Annotated in this window: 23 protein-coding genes; 4 read left to right on the top strand and 19 right to left on the bottom strand. The window is 66.5% G+C overall.

Going from position 1 to position 20,582, the window contains the following annotated elements:
- Positions 1–7: 7 nt before the first annotated feature.
- Entirely contained in the window at positions 8–871 is an 864-nt protein-coding gene (locus GRF61_RS02385) for a MoxR family ATPase (protein WP_169149132.1), read from the bottom strand.
- 142 nt (positions 872–1,013) lie between these two features.
- Here GRF61_RS02385 and GRF61_RS02380 point away from each other — a divergent pair, with 142 nt between their 5' ends.
- The gene (locus tag GRF61_RS02380; RefSeq protein WP_169149131.1) at positions 1,014–1,334 is read left to right on the top strand and encodes a cytochrome c; all 321 of its coding nucleotides are present in this window, start codon (positions 1,014–1,016) and stop codon (positions 1,332–1,334) included.
- On the top strand, positions 1,331–1,678 hold the full coding sequence (locus GRF61_RS02375; protein WP_169149130.1) for a cytochrome c: 348 nt from the start codon (positions 1,331–1,333) through the stop codon (positions 1,676–1,678). The genes GRF61_RS02380 and GRF61_RS02375 overlap by 4 nt, the downstream gene beginning before the upstream one ends.
- Positions 1,679–1,833: 155 nt before the next feature.
- Here the strand turns inward: GRF61_RS02375 and GRF61_RS02370 are convergent, their stop codons facing one another.
- Positions 1,834–2,160 (bottom strand): hypothetical protein, encoded by a 327-nt coding sequence (locus GRF61_RS02370; RefSeq protein ID WP_169149129.1) that lies wholly within the window; start codon positions 2,158–2,160, stop codon positions 1,834–1,836.
- A 102-nt stretch (positions 2,161–2,262) separates the two neighbouring features.
- Between GRF61_RS02370 and GRF61_RS02365 the strand changes: the two genes are divergently transcribed.
- Positions 2,263–2,670, top strand: coding sequence for a helix-turn-helix transcriptional regulator (locus GRF61_RS02365; protein ID WP_169149128.1), 408 nt, complete (start codon positions 2,263–2,265; stop codon positions 2,668–2,670).
- A gap of 31 nt (positions 2,671–2,701) precedes the next feature.
- Here the strand turns inward: GRF61_RS02365 and GRF61_RS02360 are convergent, their stop codons facing one another.
- The 12 genes from GRF61_RS02360 to aat all read right to left on the bottom strand — a co-directional run bounded on the left by GRF61_RS02360 (position 2,702) and on the right by aat (position 13,232).
- Positions 2,702–3,835 carry an ABC transporter substrate-binding protein gene (locus GRF61_RS02360; protein WP_169149127.1) on the bottom strand — a complete coding sequence of 378 codons (1,134 nt, stop codon included), beginning with the start codon at positions 3,833–3,835 and terminating at the stop codon, positions 2,702–2,704.
- A gap of 102 nt (positions 3,836–3,937) precedes the next feature.
- Positions 3,938–4,369 (bottom strand): DUF1841 family protein, encoded by a 432-nt coding sequence (locus GRF61_RS02355; protein WP_169149126.1) that lies wholly within the window; start codon positions 4,367–4,369, stop codon positions 3,938–3,940.
- Positions 4,370–4,398: 29 nt separating this feature from the next.
- Positions 4,399–5,031, bottom strand: a complete 633-nt coding sequence (gene nth, locus GRF61_RS02350) for an endonuclease III (RefSeq protein WP_169149125.1) — start codon at positions 5,029–5,031, stop codon at positions 4,399–4,401.
- Positions 5,032–5,052: 21 nt separating this feature from the next.
- The gene (locus tag GRF61_RS02345; protein ID WP_169149124.1) at positions 5,053–5,760 is read right to left on the bottom strand and encodes an electron transport complex subunit E; all 708 of its coding nucleotides are present in this window, start codon (positions 5,758–5,760) and stop codon (positions 5,053–5,055) included.
- 10 nt (positions 5,761–5,770) lie between these two features.
- On the bottom strand, positions 5,771–6,442 hold the full coding sequence (locus tag GRF61_RS02340) for an RnfABCDGE type electron transport complex subunit G (RefSeq protein WP_169149123.1): 672 nt from the start codon (positions 6,440–6,442) through the stop codon (positions 5,771–5,773).
- Positions 6,439–7,446, bottom strand: coding sequence for an RnfABCDGE type electron transport complex subunit D (locus GRF61_RS02335; RefSeq protein WP_169149122.1), 1,008 nt, complete (start codon positions 7,444–7,446; stop codon positions 6,439–6,441). Before GRF61_RS02335 ends, GRF61_RS02340 begins: the two co-directional genes overlap by 4 nt.
- Positions 7,443–9,368 carry an electron transport complex subunit RsxC gene (gene rsxC, locus GRF61_RS02330; protein ID WP_169149121.1) on the bottom strand — a complete coding sequence of 642 codons (1,926 nt, stop codon included), beginning with the start codon at positions 9,366–9,368 and terminating at the stop codon, positions 7,443–7,445. The genes GRF61_RS02335 and rsxC overlap by 4 nt, the downstream gene beginning before the upstream one ends.
- Positions 9,365–9,928, bottom strand: coding sequence for an electron transport complex subunit RsxB (gene rsxB, locus GRF61_RS02325; protein ID WP_169149120.1), 564 nt, complete (start codon positions 9,926–9,928; stop codon positions 9,365–9,367). The genes rsxC and rsxB overlap by 4 nt, the downstream gene beginning before the upstream one ends.
- Before the next feature lie 24 nt (positions 9,929–9,952).
- Entirely contained in the window at positions 9,953–10,537 is a 585-nt protein-coding gene (rsxA, locus tag GRF61_RS02320) for an electron transport complex subunit RsxA (protein WP_169149119.1), read from the bottom strand.
- A 147-nt stretch (positions 10,538–10,684) separates the two neighbouring features.
- Complete coding sequence (locus GRF61_RS02315; RefSeq protein WP_169149118.1) at positions 10,685–11,704, bottom strand: quinone-dependent dihydroorotate dehydrogenase; 1,020 nt, start codon at positions 11,702–11,704, stop codon at positions 10,685–10,687.
- Between the two features lie 53 nt (positions 11,705–11,757).
- A complete protein-coding gene (locus tag GRF61_RS02310; RefSeq protein ID WP_169149117.1) occupies positions 11,758–12,492 on the bottom strand; it encodes an arginyltransferase in 735 nt (244 codons plus the stop codon).
- Between the two features lie 32 nt (positions 12,493–12,524).
- Positions 12,525–13,232: a leucyl/phenylalanyl-tRNA--protein transferase gene (gene aat, locus GRF61_RS02305; RefSeq protein ID WP_169149116.1), complete on the bottom strand. Its 708-nt coding sequence runs from the start codon at positions 13,230–13,232 to the stop codon at positions 12,525–12,527.
- 313 nt (positions 13,233–13,545) lie between these two features.
- Between aat and GRF61_RS02300 the strand changes: the two genes are divergently transcribed.
- Entirely contained in the window at positions 13,546–13,884 is a 339-nt protein-coding gene (locus GRF61_RS02300; protein WP_169149177.1) for a DUF2325 domain-containing protein, read from the top strand.
- A 57-nt stretch (positions 13,885–13,941) separates the two neighbouring features.
- Here GRF61_RS02300 and GRF61_RS02295 read toward each other — a convergent pair whose 3' ends face one another.
- From GRF61_RS02295 to GRF61_RS02275, 5 genes are all read right to left on the bottom strand, one after another.
- A complete protein-coding gene (locus GRF61_RS02295) occupies positions 13,942–14,472 on the bottom strand; it encodes a C40 family peptidase (protein WP_169149115.1) in 531 nt (176 codons plus the stop codon).
- Positions 14,473–14,583: 111 nt separating this feature from the next.
- Positions 14,584–15,171 carry a 3'-5' exonuclease gene (locus tag GRF61_RS02290; protein ID WP_169149114.1) on the bottom strand — a complete coding sequence of 196 codons (588 nt, stop codon included), beginning with the start codon at positions 15,169–15,171 and terminating at the stop codon, positions 14,584–14,586.
- On the bottom strand, positions 15,168–17,066 hold the full coding sequence (locus tag GRF61_RS02285; protein WP_169149113.1) for a DUF294 nucleotidyltransferase-like domain-containing protein: 1,899 nt from the start codon (positions 17,064–17,066) through the stop codon (positions 15,168–15,170). The genes GRF61_RS02290 and GRF61_RS02285 overlap by 4 nt, the downstream gene beginning before the upstream one ends.
- A gap of 127 nt (positions 17,067–17,193) precedes the next feature.
- The gene (locus GRF61_RS02280) at positions 17,194–18,807 is read right to left on the bottom strand and encodes a PAS domain-containing methyl-accepting chemotaxis protein (RefSeq protein WP_169149112.1); all 1,614 of its coding nucleotides are present in this window, start codon (positions 18,805–18,807) and stop codon (positions 17,194–17,196) included.
- Positions 18,808–19,105: 298 nt separating this feature from the next.
- Entirely contained in the window at positions 19,106–20,557 is a 1,452-nt protein-coding gene (locus tag GRF61_RS02275; protein WP_211165689.1) for a PhoH family protein, read from the bottom strand.
- Positions 20,558–20,582 lie beyond the last annotated feature (25 nt).

Below are 20,582 nucleotides of genomic sequence, written 5' to 3'. Positions count from 1 at the left end.
TCCGGGCTCAGCGATTGTTCCGCGCCATGAACACCAAGCGTTCGAACAGATGCATGTCCTGCTCGTTCTTCAGCAGCGCGCCGGCCAGCGGCGGCATGGAGACCTTGCCATCCTTGCTGTGCAGCGCTTCGGCCGGAATCTCCTCCGCCACCAGCAGCTTCAGCCAGTCGATCAGTTCGGAGGTGGAGGGCTTCTTCTTCAGGCCGGGGACGTCGCGCAGGCCGAAGAACACCTCCAGCGCTTCGTTGAGCAGCGCCTGGCGGATGCCGGGGAAGTGCACATCCACGATGCGCTGCATCGTTTCCTTGTCCGGGAAGCGGATGTAGTGGAAGAAGCAGCGGCGCAGGAAGGCGTCCGGCAACTCCTTCTCGTTGTTGGATGTGATGAAGACGATGGGGCGGTGGCGGGCGCGGACCAACTCGCGCGTCTCGTAGACGTGGAATTCCATCCGGTCCAACTCGCGCAGCAGGTCGTTGGGGAACTCGATGTCCGCCTTGTCGATCTCGTCGATCAGCACCACTGTCGGCTGTTCCGCCTCGAAGGCCTGCCACAGCACGCCCTTGACGATGTAGTTGGAGATGTTGCGGACGCGGTCGTCGCCCAACTGGGAGTCGCGCAGGCGGGAAACCGCGTCGTACTCGTACAGGCCCTGCTGGGCCTTGGTGGTGGATTTGACGTGCCACTGCAGCAGCGGCAGGCCGAGGGCGGCGGCCACTTCCTCCGCCAGCATGGTCTTGCCGGTGCCTGGCTCGCCCTTGATCAGCAGCGGCCGCTGCAGGTTGATCGCGGCGTTCACCGCCAGCATCAGGTCCGGCGTGGCGATGTAATCCTTGGAGCCTTCGAAGCGCAGTTGGGGCTGGGAGCGGGACATCGGGGAATCCTCTGATTAGTAGTCGGCGATTATAGGACTAGGTTTAGACGGTACGCCGCCCGTCGCCGGACCCTGGTCCGAGAAGAAGCCGGGTGCGTCCAAGGTGCCGGAAACGGCATCCAACCCACACGGAGGAGGCTGCATGCTCAAGCGACATCTGCTTCTGGCCCTAGGCGTGGCACTCACCTGTAGTTCCGCGAACGCGGCCGAAGGAAATGCCGAAGCGGCGAAAGGAAAAATTTCGATGTGCATCGGCTGCCACGGCATACCGGGTTACCGTACTTCCTTTCCGGAGGTGTACCCGGTTCCCAAGTTGGGAGGACAGCATCCGGAGTACATCGTCCGGGCACTGCAGGCCTACAAGAGCGGCGCACGCAGCCATCCCACCATGCGGGGCATTGCCGGTGGACTCAGCGACCAGGACATGGCCGACCTCGCCGCCTACTACGGAGGTGGGAAATGAGCGCCCGCATCGTCCTCCCCCGACCAGTGCTCGCCCTGTCGGTTGCATTGTTGCCGGCCTGGCTTCACGCCTTGCCCGCGGAGGCTGCGGATCCGGCGGCTGGCAAGGAAAAGTCCGCGGTTTGCGCCGCCTGCCACGGGGCCGATGGCAACAGCCAGACGGTGGATTTCCCGCGCATCGCCGGCCAGCACGAGGGCTATCTGCTGCAGGCCTTGCATGACTACAAGTCGGGCAAGCGCAAGGATCCGATCATGGCGGCGCAGGTGCAGGCCCTGTCCGGGCAGGACATGGCGGATCTCGCCGCGTGGTTCGCGAGTCAGCAGGGGCTGTTCGTCAAGCGGTGATAAGAAGCCCTGCGGCAGCAGGGTTTTTTCGCGCCGGGGGGCGGATAATTCGTTCCTGGCCCGCCGCGTCTGCGCGCGCGGCGCGGTGGGGCGTGCCTGCGCCCGAATCCATCGATGGGTATGACGCAGTGCCCCGACAAGGGGGGCGGAAAGGCTTAGCCTGATCTTCTCTTCAGGTATTCCCTAAAGATGCCGATATTCAAGGCGTGCAGACGATCCCGGTGGGCGTCACGCGCCGTCGCCAGGCGGATGTGATGCTCATGCGGTGCATTGGCGAACTCGAGCAGACGCGCAATGGTGGTGTAGGTCGTATTCAGTGCGGCCGCGTCGCGTTCTATGGTCTGGGCGGCAACTTCAAGATCGGCTATCCGGCCTTCCAGAAAACGGGCGGCAGCGGATTCCGCGGAATTCGCATAGACCGCCATGAGTTGCAGCCCGTGCTGAACGACATTGCTCGGGCTCAGGTTCGTGCGCTCTGGCATGACGGTGCAGGACGGAATACTCCGGATGGGGGTTCCAAATAGCTTACGTAATTCAGATAGTGATACGCGAATGCGTACCTGTCAACTTCTTTCAGGATGTGAATGGGCTCCATCGGAGAACGGCTCAGGAGTGAGCGGTTGCGTCTGGGTATGAGCCAGGCCGACTTCGGCTCGCTTGCAGGGGTGCAGAAGCAAGCGCAATTGAAATACGAGAAAGGGGAGCGCCTACCTGGGGCGGCCTACCTGGCGGCGATTGCCGGTGAAGGTGTGGACGTGCTGTATGTATTGACCGGCCGGCGGGCGGTTGAGGTTGCGGCTGGCGAGCCGGTGATCGCGGTGGATCTGCTGGAGGCGTGCGTGGAGGCGGTGGAGCTGGAAGTAGCCAATCTGCCGCGCCAGCTCTCCCTGGCGACGAGGGCGCGGCTGATCGCGGTTGCCTACCAGCTGAGCCTTGCCGAGCACAAGGTAGAAATCGATTTGCTGCGCCCGCTGATCAAGTTGGCGATCTGAATCGCTGCGGCCGGCCGGACCGGCCTTGCCCTCAATGGATGATGCGGCCGCCGCTGCCTATCATCGCGAAGTCGACCAGCGCCGAGCCGGGGCGGCCAGGCGTGCCGAAGTCCAGCATGTAGCCGCCCAGATCCTGGCTGCGCATGGACTGCAGCGCCCGCAGCGGGTTGCCTGCCGAGCTGTTCTGGCGCAGGGCGGTGACCAGTGCCTTGGCGGCGATGAAGCCTTCGATGGAGCGGGCCGACAGATCGGGGTTTTGCGCCCCGGCCTTCAGCTTGAGGTACTCCCGGTTCACCGCCAGCGTGTGCTGGCTTTCCAGCGGCAGCACCACCGAGAAGGCAAAGCCGCGGGCCGTCTCCGGCCCCAGCTGGGTCAGCAACTGCTGGGTGTCGATGATGGAGAGCCCGTAGATCGTCGCCAGGCCGCCCCGGGCGCGGTATTGGCGGACGAATTCGATGGCGGCGGCGGTTGTGGCGCCGAGGAAGATGGCCTGCGGCTCCGCTTTCAGCATCTCGATCACCGCCGTGCTTACTTCGGTGGTATTGCGCGGGTATCCGACTTTGGCCAACAGCTGGATGCCGCGGTTGGCCGCGGCCTTGTCGGCGCCGGCGAGCACGTCCTGGCCGAGTGCATCGTCCTGGTAAACCAGGCCGACCCGAGTGATGGTGAGGTTGGAGAGTTTCTCGAACAGCCGGCTCACCTCGTCGTGGTAGCTGGCCTTGACCACGAATACTGCGGGCGCGCCGATGACCGCGCTGGCGCCGGACACCGCACCGACCAGCGGCAGCGAACTGCGCACCAGCACGCCGTCGTCGATCAGGGCCTTGACGTTGTCTGTTCCCACTGTGCCCAGCAGCGCCACCGGCGCTTCTTCCTGCACCAGGCTCTTCACCAGCCGCACGGTTTCCTGCGGCTTCTGGGCGTCGTCGCGGGTCACCAGTCGGATCTGCTGGCCATTGATGCCGCCCTGGCCGTTCACATGGTCGATATAGAGCTTGGCGCCGGCGTGGATGGCCTTGCCGGTGACAGCCTGCGAACCGGAGAAGGGTGCGACCTGGCCGACGACGATTTCCTTGGCCTGGGCGGGCAGGGCGGCGAAGGCGGTTGCGGCGATGGGTGCCAGGGCAAGCAGCCAGACACCGAAGCAAAGGCGGAATGAAGACATTGGCGTTTCCCCGGTGGAAAGGCTTTCATGCCCGGAGTGGGCGGCCGGCCATTCTTCATTCTGCCTTTTGGGATATGCAATTGCGGATATCCGAGGGGCGCTTCAGTGGCGCTGTGCCCGCCTCAGCACGCAGCTGACATAGGCCGCGCCATCCGGTTGGCCGCCCTTGCGCTGGGCGTCGAACAGCGTTTCGCCCAGGCATTCCAGCGCGTCGTGCATCGCATCGTGACGGCTACCGCGCTTTTCGCAAGCGGTATTGAAGGCGGCGCGTATGCCCGGCGGCTGGTCGATGGACAGCTGTTCCTCGATGGCAAGGTGCAGCGATAGATGGAGGAAGGGATTGAGCTGGCCATCGTCCGGGCTGAAGTCGCGGTCTATTGCGTCCGGGTCTTCCACCACGGCGTGGTACTCCGGATGCAGGCCGATGATGTCGGCGGCGATCGCTTCCAGCGGGGTCAGGACTTCATGCGCGCGGTGCTTGCGCCAGGCCTCGATGAAGAAGGAGCGGACCTGGTCGCGGCTGGGATTGAACATGGGGCAGTTCTCCTGGGGGGCGGCCGCCTTCAGGCGGTCTTGTCACGGAAACAGCACAGGTCGCGCACGATGCATTGTCCGCACAGGGGCTTGCGGGCGACGCAGACGTAGCGTCCGTGCAGGATGAGCCAGTGGTGGGCGTCCAGCAGGTAGTCCTTGGGAACGCGCTTCAGCAGCGCCTGTTCCACCGCCACCACGTCCTTGCCAGGCGCAAGGCCGGTGCGGTTGGCAACGCGGAAGATGTGTGTGTCCACCGCCATCACCGGGTGCCGGAACACGGTGTTGAGCACCACGTTGGCGGTCTTGCGGCCGACGCCGGGCAGGGCTTCCAGTGCCTCGCGCTGCTGCGGCACTTCGCCGCCGTGGCGCTCCAGCAGCAGGCGGGACAGCGCCACCACGTTCTTCGCCTTGTTGCGGAACAGGCCTATGGTCTTGATGTATTCGGTTACCCCGGCCTCGCCCAGGCTCACCATTTCCTCGGGCGTCGGCGCCGCGGCGAACAGCTTGCGGGTGGCGATGTTCACCCCCTTGTCCGTCGCCTGGGCGGAGAGGACGACGGCGACCAGCAGCTGATAGGCGCTGCCGTATTCGAGCTCGGTCTTGGGTTCCGGGTTGGCTTCGGCGAGGCGGCGGAAGAATTCACGTATCGCGTCGCGTTTCATCGTGGGCATCGTAGGCGGCGGTCAGGAAGTGAGCGGGGCGCTCGCGCCGGCCTGCTGACCGTCCGCCGATGGGGCGGGCGCTTGCAGGCGGCGGGCGGCACGGCGCTGGTTGATGGCGTTGTAAGCGGCGATCAGGCAGCCGAGGGTGAAGAAGGCGCCCGGCGGCAGCGCGGCGAGCAGGAAGCCGGGGTAGTCGTCGCCGAAGACCTGCAGCCCGCTGGCACCGGGCAACACCATCTCGATGCCGGCCAGCAGGGTGCCGCTGGCGGCCAACTCCCGCAGGCCGCCGAGGACGGCGAGTACGCCCAGCAGGCCGGTGCCCATCATGATGGCGTCCACTGTTGAGGTCAGTGCCGGGTTCTTGGCGGCGTAGGCCTCCACCCGGGCGAGCACGATGCAGTTGGTGACGATCAGCGGGATGAAGATGCCCAATACCAGGTAGAGGCTGTGGAAGTAGGCGTTGAAGGCCAGATCCACCACGGTGACCAGGGCGGCGATGATGAGGATGAAGACCGGGATGCGAATCTCGTAGGGGATGAAGTTGCGCAGGCAGGCCACCGCCAGGTTGGAGAGCGCCATCACCAGGATGGTCGCCAGCCCGAGGCTGACCGCATTGACCATGTTGGTGCTGATGGCCAGCAGCGGGCACAGGCCCAGCAGTTGAGCGAGGCCGGGGTTCTGCTTCCACAGTCCGTTGTGGGCGAGTTCGCGGAATTCCTGACGGGTCATGGTGCCTTCCTCAGGGTAGCCGGCTGCCGGCGGGGGCGTCGTAGAGCTGCCGGCCCTGGGCGCGGGCCCAGCCGGCTGCTCGGCCCACCGCCTGGCCGACGGCGCGGGCGCTGATGGTGGCGCCGCTGCGATAGGCCAGCGTGCCGCCGTCCTTGGTCGGCAGCCAGCTGGCGGGCTCGTCGCTGCGGCCGGCGAACTGGGCGATCCAGGGCGAATGCTTGTCGCGGTCCTTGCGCGGGTCGATGTAGTCGCCCAGGCCCGGCGTCTCCCTGTGGGCGGTGACGCGCACGCCGCTCACCCGGCCATCGGCGCCGAGGGCAACGAGCAGGGCGATGCGGCCAGCGTAGCCGTCCGGCGCCAGCGCCTCGATCACCAGCGCGACGGGCTCTCCGGCTCGGCGGGCGCGCCAGATGCGGGCGCCCTTGTCCACGCCAGGCGGCGGCCTGCTGCCGACGACCACGTAGTCTTCCAGCAAGGCGTTGTCATAGCTGCCCGGCGGCAGCACCTCATCCACCAGCCGCATCTGTTCCTGCTCCCGCGAGGCCTCGATGGCTGGCCGGGTGGCGTGATAGGTGTAGGCCATGACCGCGGTGAAGACCAGGGTGAACAGCAGCATGATGGCGGCGGTGCGCAACGCCGTCCGGGCCGCGTTCGGGCCCTTGCCGGGGAGCTCGGCGTTCATGGAGATTCGCCTCCGCGGTGGCCGAAGACCGGCGGTTGGGTCTTCATGTCGATCAGCGGCACGCAGATGTTCATCAGCAGCACGGCGAAGGCGATGCCTTCCGGATAGGCGCCGAAGCTGCGAATGAGCCAGGCCACCAGGGCGATGCCTGCGCCGAAGATGAGCTTGCCGCGCGGCGTGGTGGCGCCGGAAACCGGGTCGGTGATGATGAAGAAGGCGGCCAGCAGCGTGCCGCCGGAGGCGAGGTGGAACCAGGGCGGGGCGAATTGCGCGGGATGTATCAACCAGGCTACGCCGGACACCAGCGCCAGCGTGAGCAGGAAGGCCAGCGGCATGTGCCAGGTGATGACGCGGCGGGCGAGCAGCAGGAAGCCGCCGAGCAGGTAGGCCGCGCCCACCCACTCCCAGCCGCTGCCGCCGACGGCGCCGAAGGGCGAGGTCTGGCGCAGCGCATCCACCGTGGCGCCGGGCGTGCGCAGGCCGGTGCGCAGGGCATCCAGCACGGTGGCGCTGCTGATGGCGTCGATGTTCCGCGGGCCGCCGAGGATGAGATCCAGTTGCGCGCCGAAATCCAGCTGGCCGGGCGCCGGCCACTGCGACATCAACGCCGGATAGGCGACGATCATCGCGCAGTAGGCCGCCATTGCCGGGTTGAATGGGTTCTGGCCGAGGCCGCCGTAAAGGTGCTTGGCGGCGACGATGGCGATCAGCACCGCCAGCACCGTCAGCCACCAGGGCACCAGCGGCGGCAGCGACAGCGCGACCAGCCAGGCGGTGACCAGGGCGGAGAGATCGCCCACCGCCAGCCCGACGGCGCGGCCGCGCAGCCGCAGCATCGCGGCTTCGGCTGCCACCGCCGTGCAACTGGCGAGCAGCAGATTGACCAGGATGCCGGCACCGAACTGCCAGGCATAGACGGCGATGCCCGGCAGCAGCGCCAGCAGCACCGTCAGCATCACGCCGCGCACGCCTGGAGCGGGCCTCAGGAAGGGGGAGTGCATCATTTCGGTGGTTCCAGCGGCGGCTCTCGCGGCGGTTCCGGTGCAGGCTCGGGCGGAAGGCGGGCGGCTTGCTGGCGGCGGGCTTCGATGGCCGCGATCTCGGCCTGGGTTTCGGCGCTCAGCTTGTCGGTGTTGCGCGGCGGCGCGGCGGCCTGCTGCGCCTGGGCGCGGGCCAGGGCGGCGGCGATCAGTGCCTTCTTCTTGTCGGCCGCGGCGGGCATCGCCGTTGGCGTGGCGGAAGTCCCGGTGGCGTCGCCGCCGGCGATGTTGGCGGTGGTGGCGGGTTCCTGGCGACGGGCTTCGATGGCGGCGATTTCGGCTTGCGTTTCGGCGCTCAGGTCGTCGGTGTTGCGTGGCGGTGCAGCGGCCTGCTGCGCCTGGGCACGAGCCAGGGCGGCGGCGATCAGCGCTTTCTTCTGACCTTCGGCGGCTGGCTCCGCCGGCTCAGCGGCTGTCGCGCTGGGCGCAGGGCTGTCGGCAGCGGCGCGGGCGGCCGCTGCGGCGGCCGCGTTGCGCGCGGCCAGCTTGGCCGCTTTCTCGCTGTCCTCGCGTTCCTGGCGGAAGTTACGGAACTCGAAGCGCTGGCGGGCGGCGTCGGCGGCCTCCTTCTCGCGCTCGCGCGCCCAGACCTCGCTCTTGGCATAGCGGTAGTAATCCACCAGCGGGATGTGGGCTGGGCAGACGTAGGCGCAGCAGCCGCATTCGATGCAGTCGAACAGGTGGTATTCCTGCGCCTTGCCGAAGTTACGGGCGCGGCTGAACCAGTAGAGTTCCAGCGGCTGGAGGTCGGCCGGGCAGGCGCGGGCGCAGTCGCCGCAGCGTATGCAGGGTTGCTCCGGCGGCGCCGGCGGGAACAGCGTCGGGCTGCCGGCGAGGATGGCGTTGGTGGCCTTCACCACTGGCACGTCGAACCCGGGCATTGGCAGGCCCATCATCGGGCCGCCCATGATGTAGCGGTTGGTGTCCGGGCGGGGGCCGGCCAGTGCCACTACTTCCCGCATCGCCGTGCCGATCAGCACTTCGTAGTTGCGCGGCCGGGCGACGTTGCCGGCCACGGTGACGAGGCGCGAGATCAGCGGTTGGCCGTGGTCCAGTGCCTGATGGATGGCGAAGGCGGTGCCGACGTTGAAGCACTGCACGCCGTAATCGGTGGAGCGCCGGCCATGCGGCACCTCGATGCCGGTGAGTACCCGGATCAACTGCTTCGCGCCGCCAGCCGGATAGCGGGTGGGCACGGCGACGACCTCCGCCTCGCTGCCGGCTGCGGCCCGCATGGCGGCGAGGGCTTCGGGCTTGTTGTCCTCGATGCCGATGAGGATTTCCCGCGCCTGCAGGATGTGCTTCATCAGCATCGCCCCGCGCAGGACGCCGGCAGCGCGTTCCCGCATCAGCATGTCGTCGCAGGTGATGAAGGGCTCGCATTCGGCGCCGTTGATGATCAGCGTGCGGGTGCCATGCGCGCCGGGGCGCAGCTTCTGGTGGCTGGGAAAGACGGCGCCGCCCAGGCCGACGATGCCGGCGTCGCGCAGGATGTCGCGCAGGGCGTCCGGCGGCGTGCCGCCGACATTGACCGGCTCCAGCTCTGTCCAGCGCTCCTCGCCATCCGTCGCCAGCACGATGGCGGGTGCCAGCAGGCCGGATGGGTGCGCCATGGGTTGCGGGCCGATCTCCAGCACGGTGCCGGAGCTTGGTGCGTGTACCGCGACCGACAGGCCGCCGTCCGCCGCACCGATGCGCTGGCCCTTGAGTACCCGGTCGCCAGCCTGCACCAGTGGCAAGGCCGCCGCACCGGTGCTCTGCCACAGGGGCACCATCAACCGTTCCGGCAGCGGGGCGATGGCGATGGGCTCGGCGATGGAAGCCGCTTTGTGCGGTGCCGGCTTGACCCCGCCGTTGAAGGAGAACAGCTTGCGCAGCGCCCTCATGCCGCCCGTTTCCCTTCGACCCGCAGTGGCACCACCGGGTAGCGCCACTTCCAGGTCTGCACGGTTTCCGCCTGCGTCACCATGCTGATGCAGTCCACCGGACAGGGCGCCACGCACAGCTCGCAGCCGGTACACAGCTTCTCGACCACGGTATGCATCTGCTTCGCGGCGCCGACGATGGCATCCACCGGACAGGCCTGGATGCACAGGGTACAGCCGATACAGGTCTGCTCGTCGATCACCGCCACCGCCTTCGGCTTCTCGACGCCATGTTCTTCCGATAGCGGCTTGACCTCGCGGCCGAGGAGGTCGGCCAGCTTGCGTATGCCTTCCTCGCCGCCAGGCGGGCACTGGTTGATCTCCGCCTCGCCGCCGGCGATGGCCTGGGCGTAGGGCTTGCAGCCGGGGTAGCCACACTGGCCGCACTGCGTCTGCGGCAGGATGGCATCTATCTTCTCCACCAGCGGGTCGCCCTCGACGCGGAAGCGCACCGCGGCGTAGCCCAGCGCGGCGCCGATTGCCAGGGCGATACCGGTCATCACGAGCAGGGCGGAGAGCATGGCGGGATTCGTGGCGCGGGCCGTTCAGTGGAAATGGTCCAGCCCGGCAAAGCCCATGAAGGCGAGGCTCATGAAGGCGGCAGTGATCATGGCGATGGCGGTGCCCTTGAACGGCCCCGGCACGTCGGCGCCTTCCAGCCGTTCGCGCAGTCCGGCGAACAGGATCAGCGCCAGGGTGAAGCCAGCGGACGAGCCGAAGCCGAACAGCAGCGATTCCAGCAGGTCGTGGCCCATGCCGACGTTCAGCAGCGGAATGCCCAGCACCGCGCAGTTGGTGGTGATCAGTGGCAGGTAGATGCCCAGCACCTGGTGCAGCAGCGGGCTGCTTTTCTGGATGACCAGCTCGGTGAGCTGGACGATGGCGGCGATGACGACGATGAAGGACAGCGTGCGCAGATAGGCGAGGTCGTTCGGTTGCAGCAGGTAGTGGTCTATCAGGTAGCTGCTGCCGGCGCCCAGTGTGAGCACGAAGGTGGTCGCCAGCCCCATGCCGACCGCGGTCTCCAGCTTCTTGGATACGCCCATGAAGGGACAGAGGCCAAGAATGCGGACGAAGACGACGTTATTGACGAGCACGGCGCCAATGACGATGAAGAGGTAATGGCTCATGGCCCCGGGGCAGGCTGGAATCGGCGGATTATCGCGCCGCCGGGGCGGGCGGCTCAAGCCCGTGGCAGAGGAGGCCACGGGAGAGCGAGGCTGGCGATGGGCTCATCGGGCGGTCCGTGGGCTGGTTTGCGCCCTCGGTGGCCGGGCTCAGGCGGCCAGCGCTTCAGTAGTGGCGCGTACGCACTCGCGGACGAGGCCGGGGCCGCGGTAGATCAGTCCACTGTAGAGCTGGACCAGGGCTGCGCCGGCTTCCAGTTTGGCGCGGGCGCAGCGGCCGTCGGTGATGCCGCCGGCGGCGATGATGGGCAACTCGCCGCCGAGCGCTCGGGCCAACTGGGCGACCACCGCGGTGGAAGCTTCGAACACCGGCGCGCCGGATAGGCCGCCCTGCTGCTCGGCGTAGCGCAGTCCCTGCACCTTTTCGCGCGACACGGTGGTGTTGGTGGCGATGACGCCGTCGATGCGGTGGCGGCGCAGCGCGTCGGCGATCTCGACGATCTGGGCCGCATCAAGATCGGGCGCAATCTTCAGCGTCAGCGGCACATAGCGGCCGTGCTGCTCGGCCAGGCGCTGCTGCTCCGCCTTCAGCCGGCCGAGCAGATCGTCCAGCTCGCTGCCGCCCTGCAACTGGCGGAGGTTCTTGGTGTTGGGCGAGGACACATTGATGGTGACGTAGCTCGCCAGCGGATAGACCTTCTCCAGGCACAGGCGGTAGTCATCGAAAGCGTTTTCCAGCGGCGTGGTGAGGTTCTTGCCGATGTTTACGCCCAGGATGCCCTTGAACTTGGCGGCGCGGATGTTGGCCACCATCGCATCCACCCCGTGGTTATTGAAGCCCATGCGGTTGATGATGCCTTTCACCTCGGGCAGCCGGAATAACCGCGGGCGCGGGTTGCCCGGCTGCGGCCGCGGCGTCACCGTGCCGATCTCGAGGAAGCCGAAGCCGAGGCGGGCGAGGCCGTCTATCGCCTCGCCGTTCTTGTCCAGGCCGGCGGCGAGGCCGACGCGGTTGGGGAAGCGCAGGCCCATCACCTCTATCGGATCGGAGGCCTCGGTGCTGCAGGCGGGCAGGGCGCGGCCGGCGAGGTTGAGGGAGGCGATGGCCAGTTCGTGGGCTGTCTCGGCATCCAGCGAGAACAGCAGGGGGCGGGCGAGGTCGTAGAGCATCGCGGGATTGTAACGATTCGCGTCTTGCTCGGCGAACCACCGGCTACCGACGCTCAACTTTCGTGGGCGGAGGTGTCCAGCAGGCGCCAGTCGCCATCGCGATAGCCTTCCAGCGGCTGGAAGCGCGCCTTGTAGGCCATCTTGCGGCTCTCGCCTATCCAGTAGCCGAGATAGAGATAGGGTAGCCGCAGCCGCCGGCAGGCGTCGATCTGCCACAGGATGCCGTAAGTACCGTAGGCGCTGCCCGCCACCTCCGGGTCGTAGAAGGTGTAGACGCTGGAGAGTCCGTCGGTGAGGCGGTCGATCACGCTCACCATGCGCAGCACGCCGTCCTCGCGGAACTCCACCAGCCGGGTGTCCACATGGCTCTGCAGCAGGAAGTGGGCGTACTGCTCGCGGTTGTCCTGGTCCATGCCGCCGCCGGCATGGCGGGAGGCCTGGTAGCGCTGATACAGCGTGTAATGTTCTTCGGAGAACACCAGCGGATGTTCGTCGGTGACCAGGTCTGCGTGGCGCTTGCCGGCGCGACGCTGACTGCGGTCCGGCTCATAGCGGGCGATGGGGATGCGCACCGGCACGCAGGCGTTGCAGTGGTCGCAGTGCGGGCGATAGGTGAATACGCCGCTGCGGCGGAAGCCGCGGCGCACCAGTTCGCTGTAGACCTGTGGATCAATGAGGTGGCCCGGGGTGGCGACCTGTGATCGCGCCATGCGGTCGGGCAAGTAGGAGCACGCGTAGGGCGCGGTGGCGTAGAACTGGATCAGCGCATAGGGGTAGTCCTGCTGCATCGTTCTTCGCGCTCGGCCTCGAGCAATCTCCGTCAGGTCCAGTCGATGTCCACCAGCGCCTCGTTGTTCCAGCGTGCGGGCGGTTCTCCCTCGTGGGTCCAGCGGGCGAGGCCGGCGCAGAACTCACGCCGCGGCACTTCGCGCGCGCCCATGGAGAGCAGGTGGGCGGTGGTCATCTGGCAATCTATCACGGCATATTCCCGCCGCTCAAGGAAGCGCGCCAGGTGAGCCAGTGCCACTTTGGATGCGTCGCTTTCGCGCGAGAACATGGATTCGCCGAAGAAGGCGCGGCCCAGCGCCATGCCGTAGAGGCCGCCGACCAGCCTGCCGTCGCGCCAGCATTCCACGCTGTGGGCGTAACCAAGTTCGTGCATGTCGCAGTAGGCGGCCTGCATCTCCGATGTGATCCAGGTGCCGCCGCCCGGTTCGCGTGGGGCGGCGCATTCCCTCAGCACCGTTTCGAAGGAGGTGTCCACGCGTACTTCGAAACGATTGCTGCGCAGGACTTTGCGCAGCGAGCGGGAAATGCGGATGGCTGCGGGCTGCAGGACCAAGCGCGGGTTGGGGCTCCACCACAGCAGGGGCTCGCCGGCGCTGTACCAGGGAAAGATGCCGCGCCGGTAGGCCGCGAGCAGCCATTCCGGCGTCAGCCGGCCGCCGGCGGCGAGCAGGCCGTTGGGCTCCACCAGTGCGTGCTCGACCGGGGGAAAGAAGGGGCGGTCGGTAAGCCAGGGAATCATCGCTCACTCCGCTGACTGAAGGCTGGCGGCTGCGCTGAGCGCGGGCGGAAAGAGGCGAACATCAGGGCGTTGCGGTGGAAGAGGGGCATGGCGCAGCGAGGAGGATGCTCGTCTTGGGGATTATGCATCGGGTGCCTGCCGAGCATTTATCCCATTGTAAAAAAATGGTTTTTTCTCTCTGGCGCGCGCCTTGAACGGCGGGAAGGCAGGCCGGGAAAACACTCTAGTTGGTAATGATACAAATTCTCAGTTGCAATGGCTGGGGTTTGCGGTCATGATGCGGATGAGAATTGTTCGCATACAGGAAGATCGCATGAACGCACTGATCGTTGGCGCTGACCGCCTCGGCAATATCCCGGACGTCCTGCAGCAATTTGGCATCAGCATCGCTGCGCATGTGAGTGGCCGCGACAGCAGCCATCAGCGGCGCACAGCTCCGCTGCCCTCCGGCATCCAGATGGTGATCCTGTTCACCGACTTCCTCGGCCACAACGTGATGCAGCGCTTCCGCGAAGCTGCCAGCCGGGAAGGCGTGATGTTCGTTTGTTGTCGGCGTTCGGTGTGTGCGCTGCAGCAGGCCCTGGGCAAGCGCATCACCGAGGATTGCGGCGCATGCAATGGCAGCTGCAAGGGCAGCAAGCGCAAGAAATGAGGCGAAAGCCTTGAAAGGACTGAATGCGGGCAGCTGGAAGAGACGCTGCCGCTGGCCTCAATGGCCCAGCGGCAGCGTCTCTTCTTCGTTCACCAGCCGGCGGGCGCCGTTGAAACGCTTGGCCCAGTAGGCAGTGGACATGTTTTCGATGCGGACTTCGCCACCGCGGGCGGGGGCGTGGAGGAAGCGGCCTTCACCCATGTAGATGCCCACATGGGAAAAGGCCTTGCGCATGGTGTTGAAGAAGACGAGATCGCCCGGCTTCAACTCCTGCTTGTTTATCTTGTCGCCCAGCGAGGCCATTTCGCGGGCCGTGCGCGGAAGGTCAAGGCCGACCGCGTTGCGGAACACGTTCTGCACCAGGCCGCTGCAGTCCATGCCGGTTTCCGGAGAGGTACCGCCAAAGCGGTAGCGGATACCGAGGTAGCTCATGCCCTGGTTGACCAGGTCCTGGACCGCATCCGAGTACTCCGACATCAGCGTTCCGTGAGCCTCTTCCGGGGCCGGAACCGTGGCTTCATGGGCTTGCGCCGGTGAGAGCAGTGCCGCGGAAAGGACGAGGGTGAGGAGGGTTGGCCGGAAGCGCATCGGCCGGACTATACGCATCGGTGGCGTAGGTGTAAACGCTTACCCGCCGTGAAACAAATCCCCCGAAGTAGGTGGGCGGTGGCGTGGGAGGTGGCCGGTGCCACGGGGCGGCTATGCCTGCCGTCTTAGCTGTCGATACGTGTGCTCGGCCTCCGCCAGGGCACTGGCGGTGGCCAGTCCCTGGCTCAGCGCCCGGCCCTGGACGGCGAGGAAGAGCTGGGCAATGGCCCAAGCGTCGCCCAGCGCATGATGGCGCTGGAAGGTTTCGATTTCGAACAGTGCCATCCAGTCCGCCAGTCGGCTGGGCAGGTCACGTTTCTCGCCGAAGAGGGCAGGCAGCAAATAGTAGAGGTCCAGGTACAGCGGCTGCGCCAAGGCGTCCGCGCGATTGCCCAGGGCACGCCCGAGCAGCGCACGCTGGAGGTCGGCGTTGTAGGCGACCACCGGTTTTCCGTCAATGAAATCGAGCAGGCCGGCGAGGGCCGCGTCGGCGGACGGCGTGGTGGCCGCGTAGTAGCTGTCCTTGGGGTCGAGGACGCCGTCTTCGATCCCGAGAGCCGCGACCGCGAGCAGGCGGTCGCAGTCGGGATTCAGCCCGCTGGCCTCGGTGTTCATCACCACATAGCGGGTTTCGAAGTGCGGCAGCTCGGTGTTGGGGCGGGCGCTGCCGGACAGCAGGCGGGTGAGCCAGTTGCTCATAGCTGGTAATCCAGCTTGAGGCGCAGCTGGATCTTGCGCGCCTGGCGGAAGGCCTCCTTGAGGATGCGCCTGTCCAGTTCGTTGAGACTGTCGGGGTTGATCTTGTTGTCGCCGGGCGCGCCGTGTTCGGTTTCCAGGTGCTGGGAGCGTAGCCGCAGCAACTGGATGAAGTGGAAGCCGTCGAGGATGGCGGCGACTTCCTCCGGCTGCCCGCCCAGGCGGGTGGCAGCCTGGCGCAGGCGCTGGGCGGTTGAACTGGAGTCTACGCCGGTGCGCAGGGCTAGGATGCGGGCGGCGTCGACGAAGAGGCGGGCACCGCAGGTCTTCAGGTCTATGGTGCCATCGTCTTCCAGCACGAAGTCGCGGATGCGGCCCAGCGGTGGCGACACCTGCAGGGCATTGGAGGCCATCATGCGCAGGAAGGCGGGGGTGTTGCGGGCGTTGCGGTTGAGCCAGTGGCGCAGTTGGTCGCCCAAGCGTTCGTTGCCGTGGAGCACGCGGAAGTCGAAAAAGATTGAGGCATTGAGCAGGGCCTGGGGGTCGGGCTCGCGTATCCAGTGGCCGAAGCGCTCCTTCCATTCGTCCAGCGTCAGGCACAGTTCCGGGTTGCTGGCCATGATGTTGCCCTTGCACAGCGGGAAGCCACAGGCGGCGAGGCTCTCGTTGACCTCGCGGGCGAAGGCGATGAGGCGCTGGCGTATGCGCTCCACGTCCTGCAACTCGGGGCATTGCCAGATGATGCCGTTGTCCTGGTCGGTGGACAGCGTCTGCTCATGGCGGCCTTCGGAGCCGAAGGCGAACCAGGCGTGGTCTATGCCGTAGAGGTCGTGCCGTTCCAGCGCGAGGGCAATGATGCGGCGGGTGAGGGCGTCGTTCAGGGCGGAGATGAACTGGGTGAGCTGTTCCGCGCCCACGCCCTGGGCGATGAGGTTGAGCGCTAGCGCGCGGATGTCGCGACTGGCCCGCTGCAGCGCTTCCACGTCCTGTGCGCTGTCGATGCCGGCGCGGATCTGGCGCAGGCTGATGCGTTGCAGGGAGAAGAGATCCCGCTCCGACACCACGCCCTTCAGCTTGCCCTCGTTATCCGTCACCAGCAGGTGGCGCACGCCGTGCGTGGCCATCTCCAGCGCGGCGTCGTAGGCGGAGGCGCTGGCGGGGAGCTGGTGCGGATTGGCGGTCATGACTTCGCTGATGGGGCGCGACAGCTCGAAGCCCGGCAAGACTACCCGTGGCAGCAGGTCGCTCTGGGTGAGGATGCCGACCGGCCGGCTGTCCTGATCCGCCACCACGATGCAGCCGATATGGTGTTCGGCCATTTTCTCCAGCGCGCCGCGGGTGGGTGTTTCCGGCGCGACGTGGATGGGCGTTTGCTTCACCAGCTGGCCCAGCGGCGTGGTCATCGTCTGCTGTTCGGCGGCGCGCTGGGTGAAGGTTGTCTGCAATTGCTGCCGCGATTGGTTGAGCAGGCTGGCGATGTACTGGGTGCAGAAGAGGTGGAACACCGGGCTCATCTGCATCAGTTGCAGGAAATCCTCGGCGCCGATCTGGAAGCAGAAGCTGTCTTCCACCGCCAGGTAGCTGTTGGTGGAGGGGCGGGCGGCGGAGATGGCGCCGATGGGAAAACACTCGCCCGGCCCCAGCGTCATGCTGGCGTACTCGGTGACGGTGGTCGCCCCTACCTGGCGGGCCTGGACCTTGCCGCGCTGGACGATGTGGAAATTGCGCGCCTGGCCCATCTCGGGCGTGAGGATGGCGCTGCCCTTGGGGTGGAAGACGAGCACCGCGCGTTCGGCGAGGAAGGCCAGCGCATCCGCCTCCATGCGGTTGAAGGGGGAGAAGCGCTTGAGGAAGTCCGAACTGGCTCCGACCAGCATTTCGGCGGCGGTGGCGGTCATGGCGCGATCCGCAAATGGAATACGGCGGATTATAGGGTTGGCGCTCCCGCCTTGACTGATCTGGCGCAAGTTCCGGGCGGCGGAGCCGCGCAGCCGGATGAAGACACGATGCCGGCGGGGGCCGGCGTCACATGCGGCGCTCGAAGTGCCCGACCAGCAGCTGCAACTCGCGGGAGGTGGTTTCCAGTGCGCCGGCCGCCTGCTCGACCCGGCCGACCGCGTCCAGGTTGTCGTCGGTCAGGCTGCTCATCCGCTCCATGATGTTGGCAACTTCGGTGGAGGCTTGCTCCTGCTGCCGCAGCATGTGTTGGACTTCCACTGCGTTGCCGGCCACCGCGGTATTGGCCCGGGAGATGACCTCCAGCTCGGAAACCACCGTGCGTATGGTGCCGACGCTGTCGGCGACGCCCTCGCGCAGCGAGCGCATGCTGGCGATCACGTCTGCGCGGCGTTCGCTGATCTCCGCCACCAGGCTGGCGATACTCTCGGTACTTTGCTGCGTTTGGCCGGCCAGTTCGGTTACTTCTCCCGCCACCACCGCGAAACCGCGGCCCTGCTCGCCGGCGCGGGCCGCCTCGATGGCGGCATTCAGCGCCAGCAGGTTGGTGCGCTTGGCGATCTGGCTAATTGAGGCGGCCACCGCGCCTATTTTTTCCACCGACTCGGAAAGCGCGTCCAGCATGCGCTCGTTGTCCGCCACCGCGTCTGCCACCTTGTGGGTGGTGTCGGCCGCATGGTTCATGTTGCGCTGGCCGTCCTCGGTGACCCGCAACGCTTCCCCGGCTTCGCGCGCGCTGCTGTCGGTGGTGCCGGCGATCTCGCTGACGGATACCGCCAGCTCTTGCATGGCCGCGGCCGAGGATGAGATCTGGTCTGCCTGTTCCTGCGAGCCCTGCTGCAGGCGCCTGGCATTGCTGTGGAGCATTCCCGCCTCGCGGGCGGTATCGCCAGCGGAGGACACCACGTCGCCTATCAGGGCGCGCAGGCTGACCTGCATGGAGCGCACCGAGGTGAGGAGGGCACTCAGCTCGCGGCAGCCGCGGGCGGTGATTTCCGCCTTGAGGTCGCCTTCCGCGACCTGGCGGAAGAGCTGCAGCGCAGCCTGCAGCGGTGAGCTCACCGAGGCCCGCAGCAGCAGCCACAGCCCGACCGCCGCCACCAATTGAAGGGCCAGCAGGCTGAAGGAGACGAAGCCGGAGCTGAAGGCGCTGCCCGCGCCCAGCAAGGTGATCAGGGCCAGGCCGCCGCCGCTCAGCCAGCCCAGTGGCATGCCACTCTCCAGCGGGGTGGGCGGCAGGTGCTGCTTGCCTTTGGCAACCGCGGCATACAGCACGGCGGCGGCCTCCCGGTCCGCAGTGCTGGGGGCGTTGCGAACGGACATGTAGCCGATCGCCCTGCCGTTCTCCGTCAGGGGGGTGACATAGGCATCCACCCAGTAGAAATCGCCGTTCTTGGCACGGTTCTTCACCAGCCCACGCCAAGGATGTCCGGCCTGCACCGTGCGCCACAGGTCGGCGAAGGCCGCCTTGGGCATGTCCGGATGGCGAACGATGTTGTGATGGGCGCCGATGAGCTCTTCGCGGGAGAAACCGCTGATGGCGACGAAGGCCGGGTTGGCGTAGGTGATGCGGCCTTCCAGGTCGGTCTTGGTGACGATTGGGCGTTTCGGGTCGAGAAAGCGTTCCTGGGGCCAGGCCGCCTCGGGGGCGGCAGGCGGAGGACGTGTTGCGCGCATGTCCATGGGGTGCTGCAAACTCCAGTCAGGGGGCGGAGCAGCAAGCGCAGCCAATGGAGACGCGGCTTTCAGCGTTCTGGCAGCTCCGTCAATCGTAGTTTTACTTATGCGCGCGGATCATAACCCGAGGTGTAGCAGGGGAAAACAGGCGCTTCAGCGGGTTTCAGCGCCGAAAGTGTGCTTCTCGATTCTCAGGCTTTTGATTTTTATTTGATTTTTTGGATTTTGCTTTGTTGCGTAGTATTTTAGAAATAAAGCAGTTGCCCCCGGCGGCCCTTGCTCGCTTGCTGCCGGGGGCACTGCCTTACAGCACTTCCGCCGCGTGGTCGGCGAGACGGGAGCGCTCGCCGCGCTGCAGCGTGATGTGGCCGGAATGCGGCCAGCCCTTGAAACGATCCACCGCGAAGGTGAGGCCGGAACTGCCTTCGGTGAGGTAGGGCGTGTCGATCTGCGCGATGTTGCCCAGGCAGACCACCTTGGTGCCAGGGCCGGCGCGGGTGATCAGCGTCTTCATCTGCTTGGGCGTCAGGTTCTGCGCTTCGTCGATGATGAGGAACTTGTTGATGAAGGTGCGGCCGCGCATGAAGTTGAGGCTCTTGATCTTGATGCGGCTGCGGATCAGGTCGCGGGTGGCGGCGCGGCCCCAGTCGCCGCCCTCGCCGGTGGTGCCGTTGAGCACATCGAGGTTGTCCTCGAGCGCGCCCATCCACGGCGCCATCTTCTCTTCCTCGGTACCCGGCAGGAAGCCGATGTCCTCGCCCACCGGCACGGTCACGCGGGTCATGATGATCTCGGAGTAACGCTTAGTCTCCAGCACCTGGGTGAGGCCGGCGGCCAGGGTCAGCAGGGTCTTGCCGGTGCCGGCCTGGCCGAGCAGGGTGACGAAGTCGATTTCCGGGTTCATCAGCAGGTTGAGGGCGAAGTTCTGCTCGCGGTTGCGCGAGGTGATGCCCCACACGTTGTTCTTCTGGTGGCTGTAGTCGATCAGCGTTTCGATGACCACCGTGCGGCCGGTCTTCTCCTTGACCCAGGCCTCCAGCGGGGTTTCGCCATCCTGGTAGAGGAACTCATTGATCAGCAGGTTGGGTGCCAGCGGGCCCTTCAGCCGGTACAGGGTCCGGCCCTCGGTCTTCCACGACTCCATGCCCTTGCCGTGGGTCTCCCAGAAGTCCGCCGGCAGTTCGCGGGTGCCGGTGTAGAGGAGATCGGTATCCTCCAGCACCTTGTCGTTGAAGTAGTCCTGCGCGTCCAGGCCGAGGGCGCGGGCCTTGATGCGCATGTTGATGTCCTTGGACACCAGGATGACCGGCCGGCCGGGGAAGCGCTCGGCGAGGAACATCACCACTGCGAGGATCTGGTTGTCGCCCTTGGCGGTGGGCAGCGCCGCGGGGAGGGTGACGTTGATGGCCTCGGTCTGCAGGAAGAGCTTGCCGGTGGCCAGGTCGTGGGACGGCTCCTTGAGCGGGATGCCGGCCTCCATCTTGTCGAGGCAGGAGGACACGATCTCATCCATCATCCGGCTCGCCTGGCGGGCGTTGCGGGCGACTTCGGACATGCCCTTCTTGTTATTGTCCAGTTCCTCCAGTGTCATGATGGGCACGTAGATGTCGTGCTCCTCGAAGCGGTAGAGGCTGGTGGGGTCGTGCATCAGGACGTTGGTGTCGAGCACGAAGAGCTTGGTCTTCGCCGCGCCGGCCGTGCGCCGGGCACGGGGAGCGGCGGCTTTCTCTTTCTTGGACGTGGCTGCTGCTGGCATCGATGACCTCTGGCTGGCGGGAAGG

The organism is Azoarcus sp. TTM-91, assembly GCF_012911025.1.
GTDB lineage: Bacteria > Pseudomonadota > Gammaproteobacteria > Burkholderiales > Rhodocyclaceae > Azoarcus.
Note: the sequence above shows the minus strand (reverse complement) of the source record. Positions and strands in the feature narration are given on the sequence as shown.

Excerpts from the sequence above, each read along its gene's own strand:
- GRF61_RS02335 (WP_169149122.1), bottom strand. The coding sequence starts at position 7,446 with ATGATGCACTCCCCCTTCCTGAGGCCCGCTCCAGGCGTGCGCGGCGTG.
- rsxB (WP_169149120.1), bottom strand. The coding sequence starts at position 9,928 with ATGCTCTCCGCCCTGCTCGTGATGACCGGTATCGCCCTGGCAATCGGC.
- rsxA (WP_169149119.1), bottom strand. The coding sequence starts at position 10,537 with ATGAGCCATTACCTCTTCATCGTCATTGGCGCCGTGCTCGTCAATAAC.
- GRF61_RS02310 (WP_169149117.1), bottom strand. The coding sequence starts at position 12,492 with ATGCAGCAGGACTACCCCTATGCGCTGATCCAGTTCTACGCCACCGCG.
- GRF61_RS02360 (WP_169149127.1), bottom strand. The coding sequence starts at position 3,835 with ATGTCTTCATTCCGCCTTTGCTTCGGTGTCTGGCTGCTTGCCCTGGCA.
- rsxC (WP_169149121.1), bottom strand. The coding sequence starts at position 9,368 with ATGAGGGCGCTGCGCAAGCTGTTCTCCTTCAACGGCGGGGTCAAGCCG.
- GRF61_RS02275 (WP_211165689.1), bottom strand. The coding sequence starts at position 20,557 with ATGCCAGCAGCAGCCACGTCCAAGAAAGAGAAAGCCGCCGCTCCCCGT.
- GRF61_RS02280 (WP_169149112.1), bottom strand. The coding sequence starts at position 18,807 with ATGGACATGCGCGCAACACGTCCTCCGCCTGCCGCCCCCGAGGCGGCC.
- GRF61_RS02370 (WP_169149129.1), bottom strand. The coding sequence starts at position 2,160 with ATGCCAGAGCGCACGAACCTGAGCCCGAGCAATGTCGTTCAGCACGGG.
- GRF61_RS02365 (WP_169149128.1), top strand. The coding sequence starts at position 2,263 with ATGGGCTCCATCGGAGAACGGCTCAGGAGTGAGCGGTTGCGTCTGGGT.
- GRF61_RS02315 (WP_169149118.1), bottom strand. The coding sequence starts at position 11,704 with ATGCTCTACGACCTCGCCCGCCCCCTGCTGTTCTCGCTGGATGCCGAG.
- GRF61_RS02345 (WP_169149124.1), bottom strand. The coding sequence starts at position 5,760 with ATGACCCGTCAGGAATTCCGCGAACTCGCCCACAACGGACTGTGGAAG.
- GRF61_RS02385 (WP_169149132.1), bottom strand. The coding sequence starts at position 871 with ATGTCCCGCTCCCAGCCCCAACTGCGCTTCGAAGGCTCCAAGGATTAC.
- GRF61_RS02295 (WP_169149115.1), bottom strand. The coding sequence starts at position 14,472 with ATGCGCTTCCGGCCAACCCTCCTCACCCTCGTCCTTTCCGCGGCACTG.
- GRF61_RS02380 (WP_169149131.1), top strand. The coding sequence starts at position 1,014 with ATGCTCAAGCGACATCTGCTTCTGGCCCTAGGCGTGGCACTCACCTGT.
- aat (WP_169149116.1), bottom strand. The coding sequence starts at position 13,232 with ATGATTCCCTGGCTTACCGACCGCCCCTTCTTTCCCCCGGTCGAGCAC.
- GRF61_RS02375 (WP_169149130.1), top strand. The coding sequence starts at position 1,331 with ATGAGCGCCCGCATCGTCCTCCCCCGACCAGTGCTCGCCCTGTCGGTT.
- GRF61_RS02300 (WP_169149177.1), top strand. The coding sequence starts at position 13,546 with ATGAACGCACTGATCGTTGGCGCTGACCGCCTCGGCAATATCCCGGAC.
- nth (WP_169149125.1), bottom strand. The coding sequence starts at position 5,031 with ATGAAACGCGACGCGATACGTGAATTCTTCCGCCGCCTCGCCGAAGCC.
- GRF61_RS02355 (WP_169149126.1), bottom strand. The coding sequence starts at position 4,369 with ATGTTCAATCCCAGCCGCGACCAGGTCCGCTCCTTCTTCATCGAGGCC.
- GRF61_RS02340 (WP_169149123.1), bottom strand. The coding sequence starts at position 6,442 with ATGAACGCCGAGCTCCCCGGCAAGGGCCCGAACGCGGCCCGGACGGCG.
- GRF61_RS02290 (WP_169149114.1), bottom strand. The coding sequence starts at position 15,171 with ATGAGCAACTGGCTCACCCGCCTGCTGTCCGGCAGCGCCCGCCCCAAC.
- GRF61_RS02285 (WP_169149113.1), bottom strand. The coding sequence starts at position 17,066 with ATGACCGCCACCGCCGCCGAAATGCTGGTCGGAGCCAGTTCGGACTTC.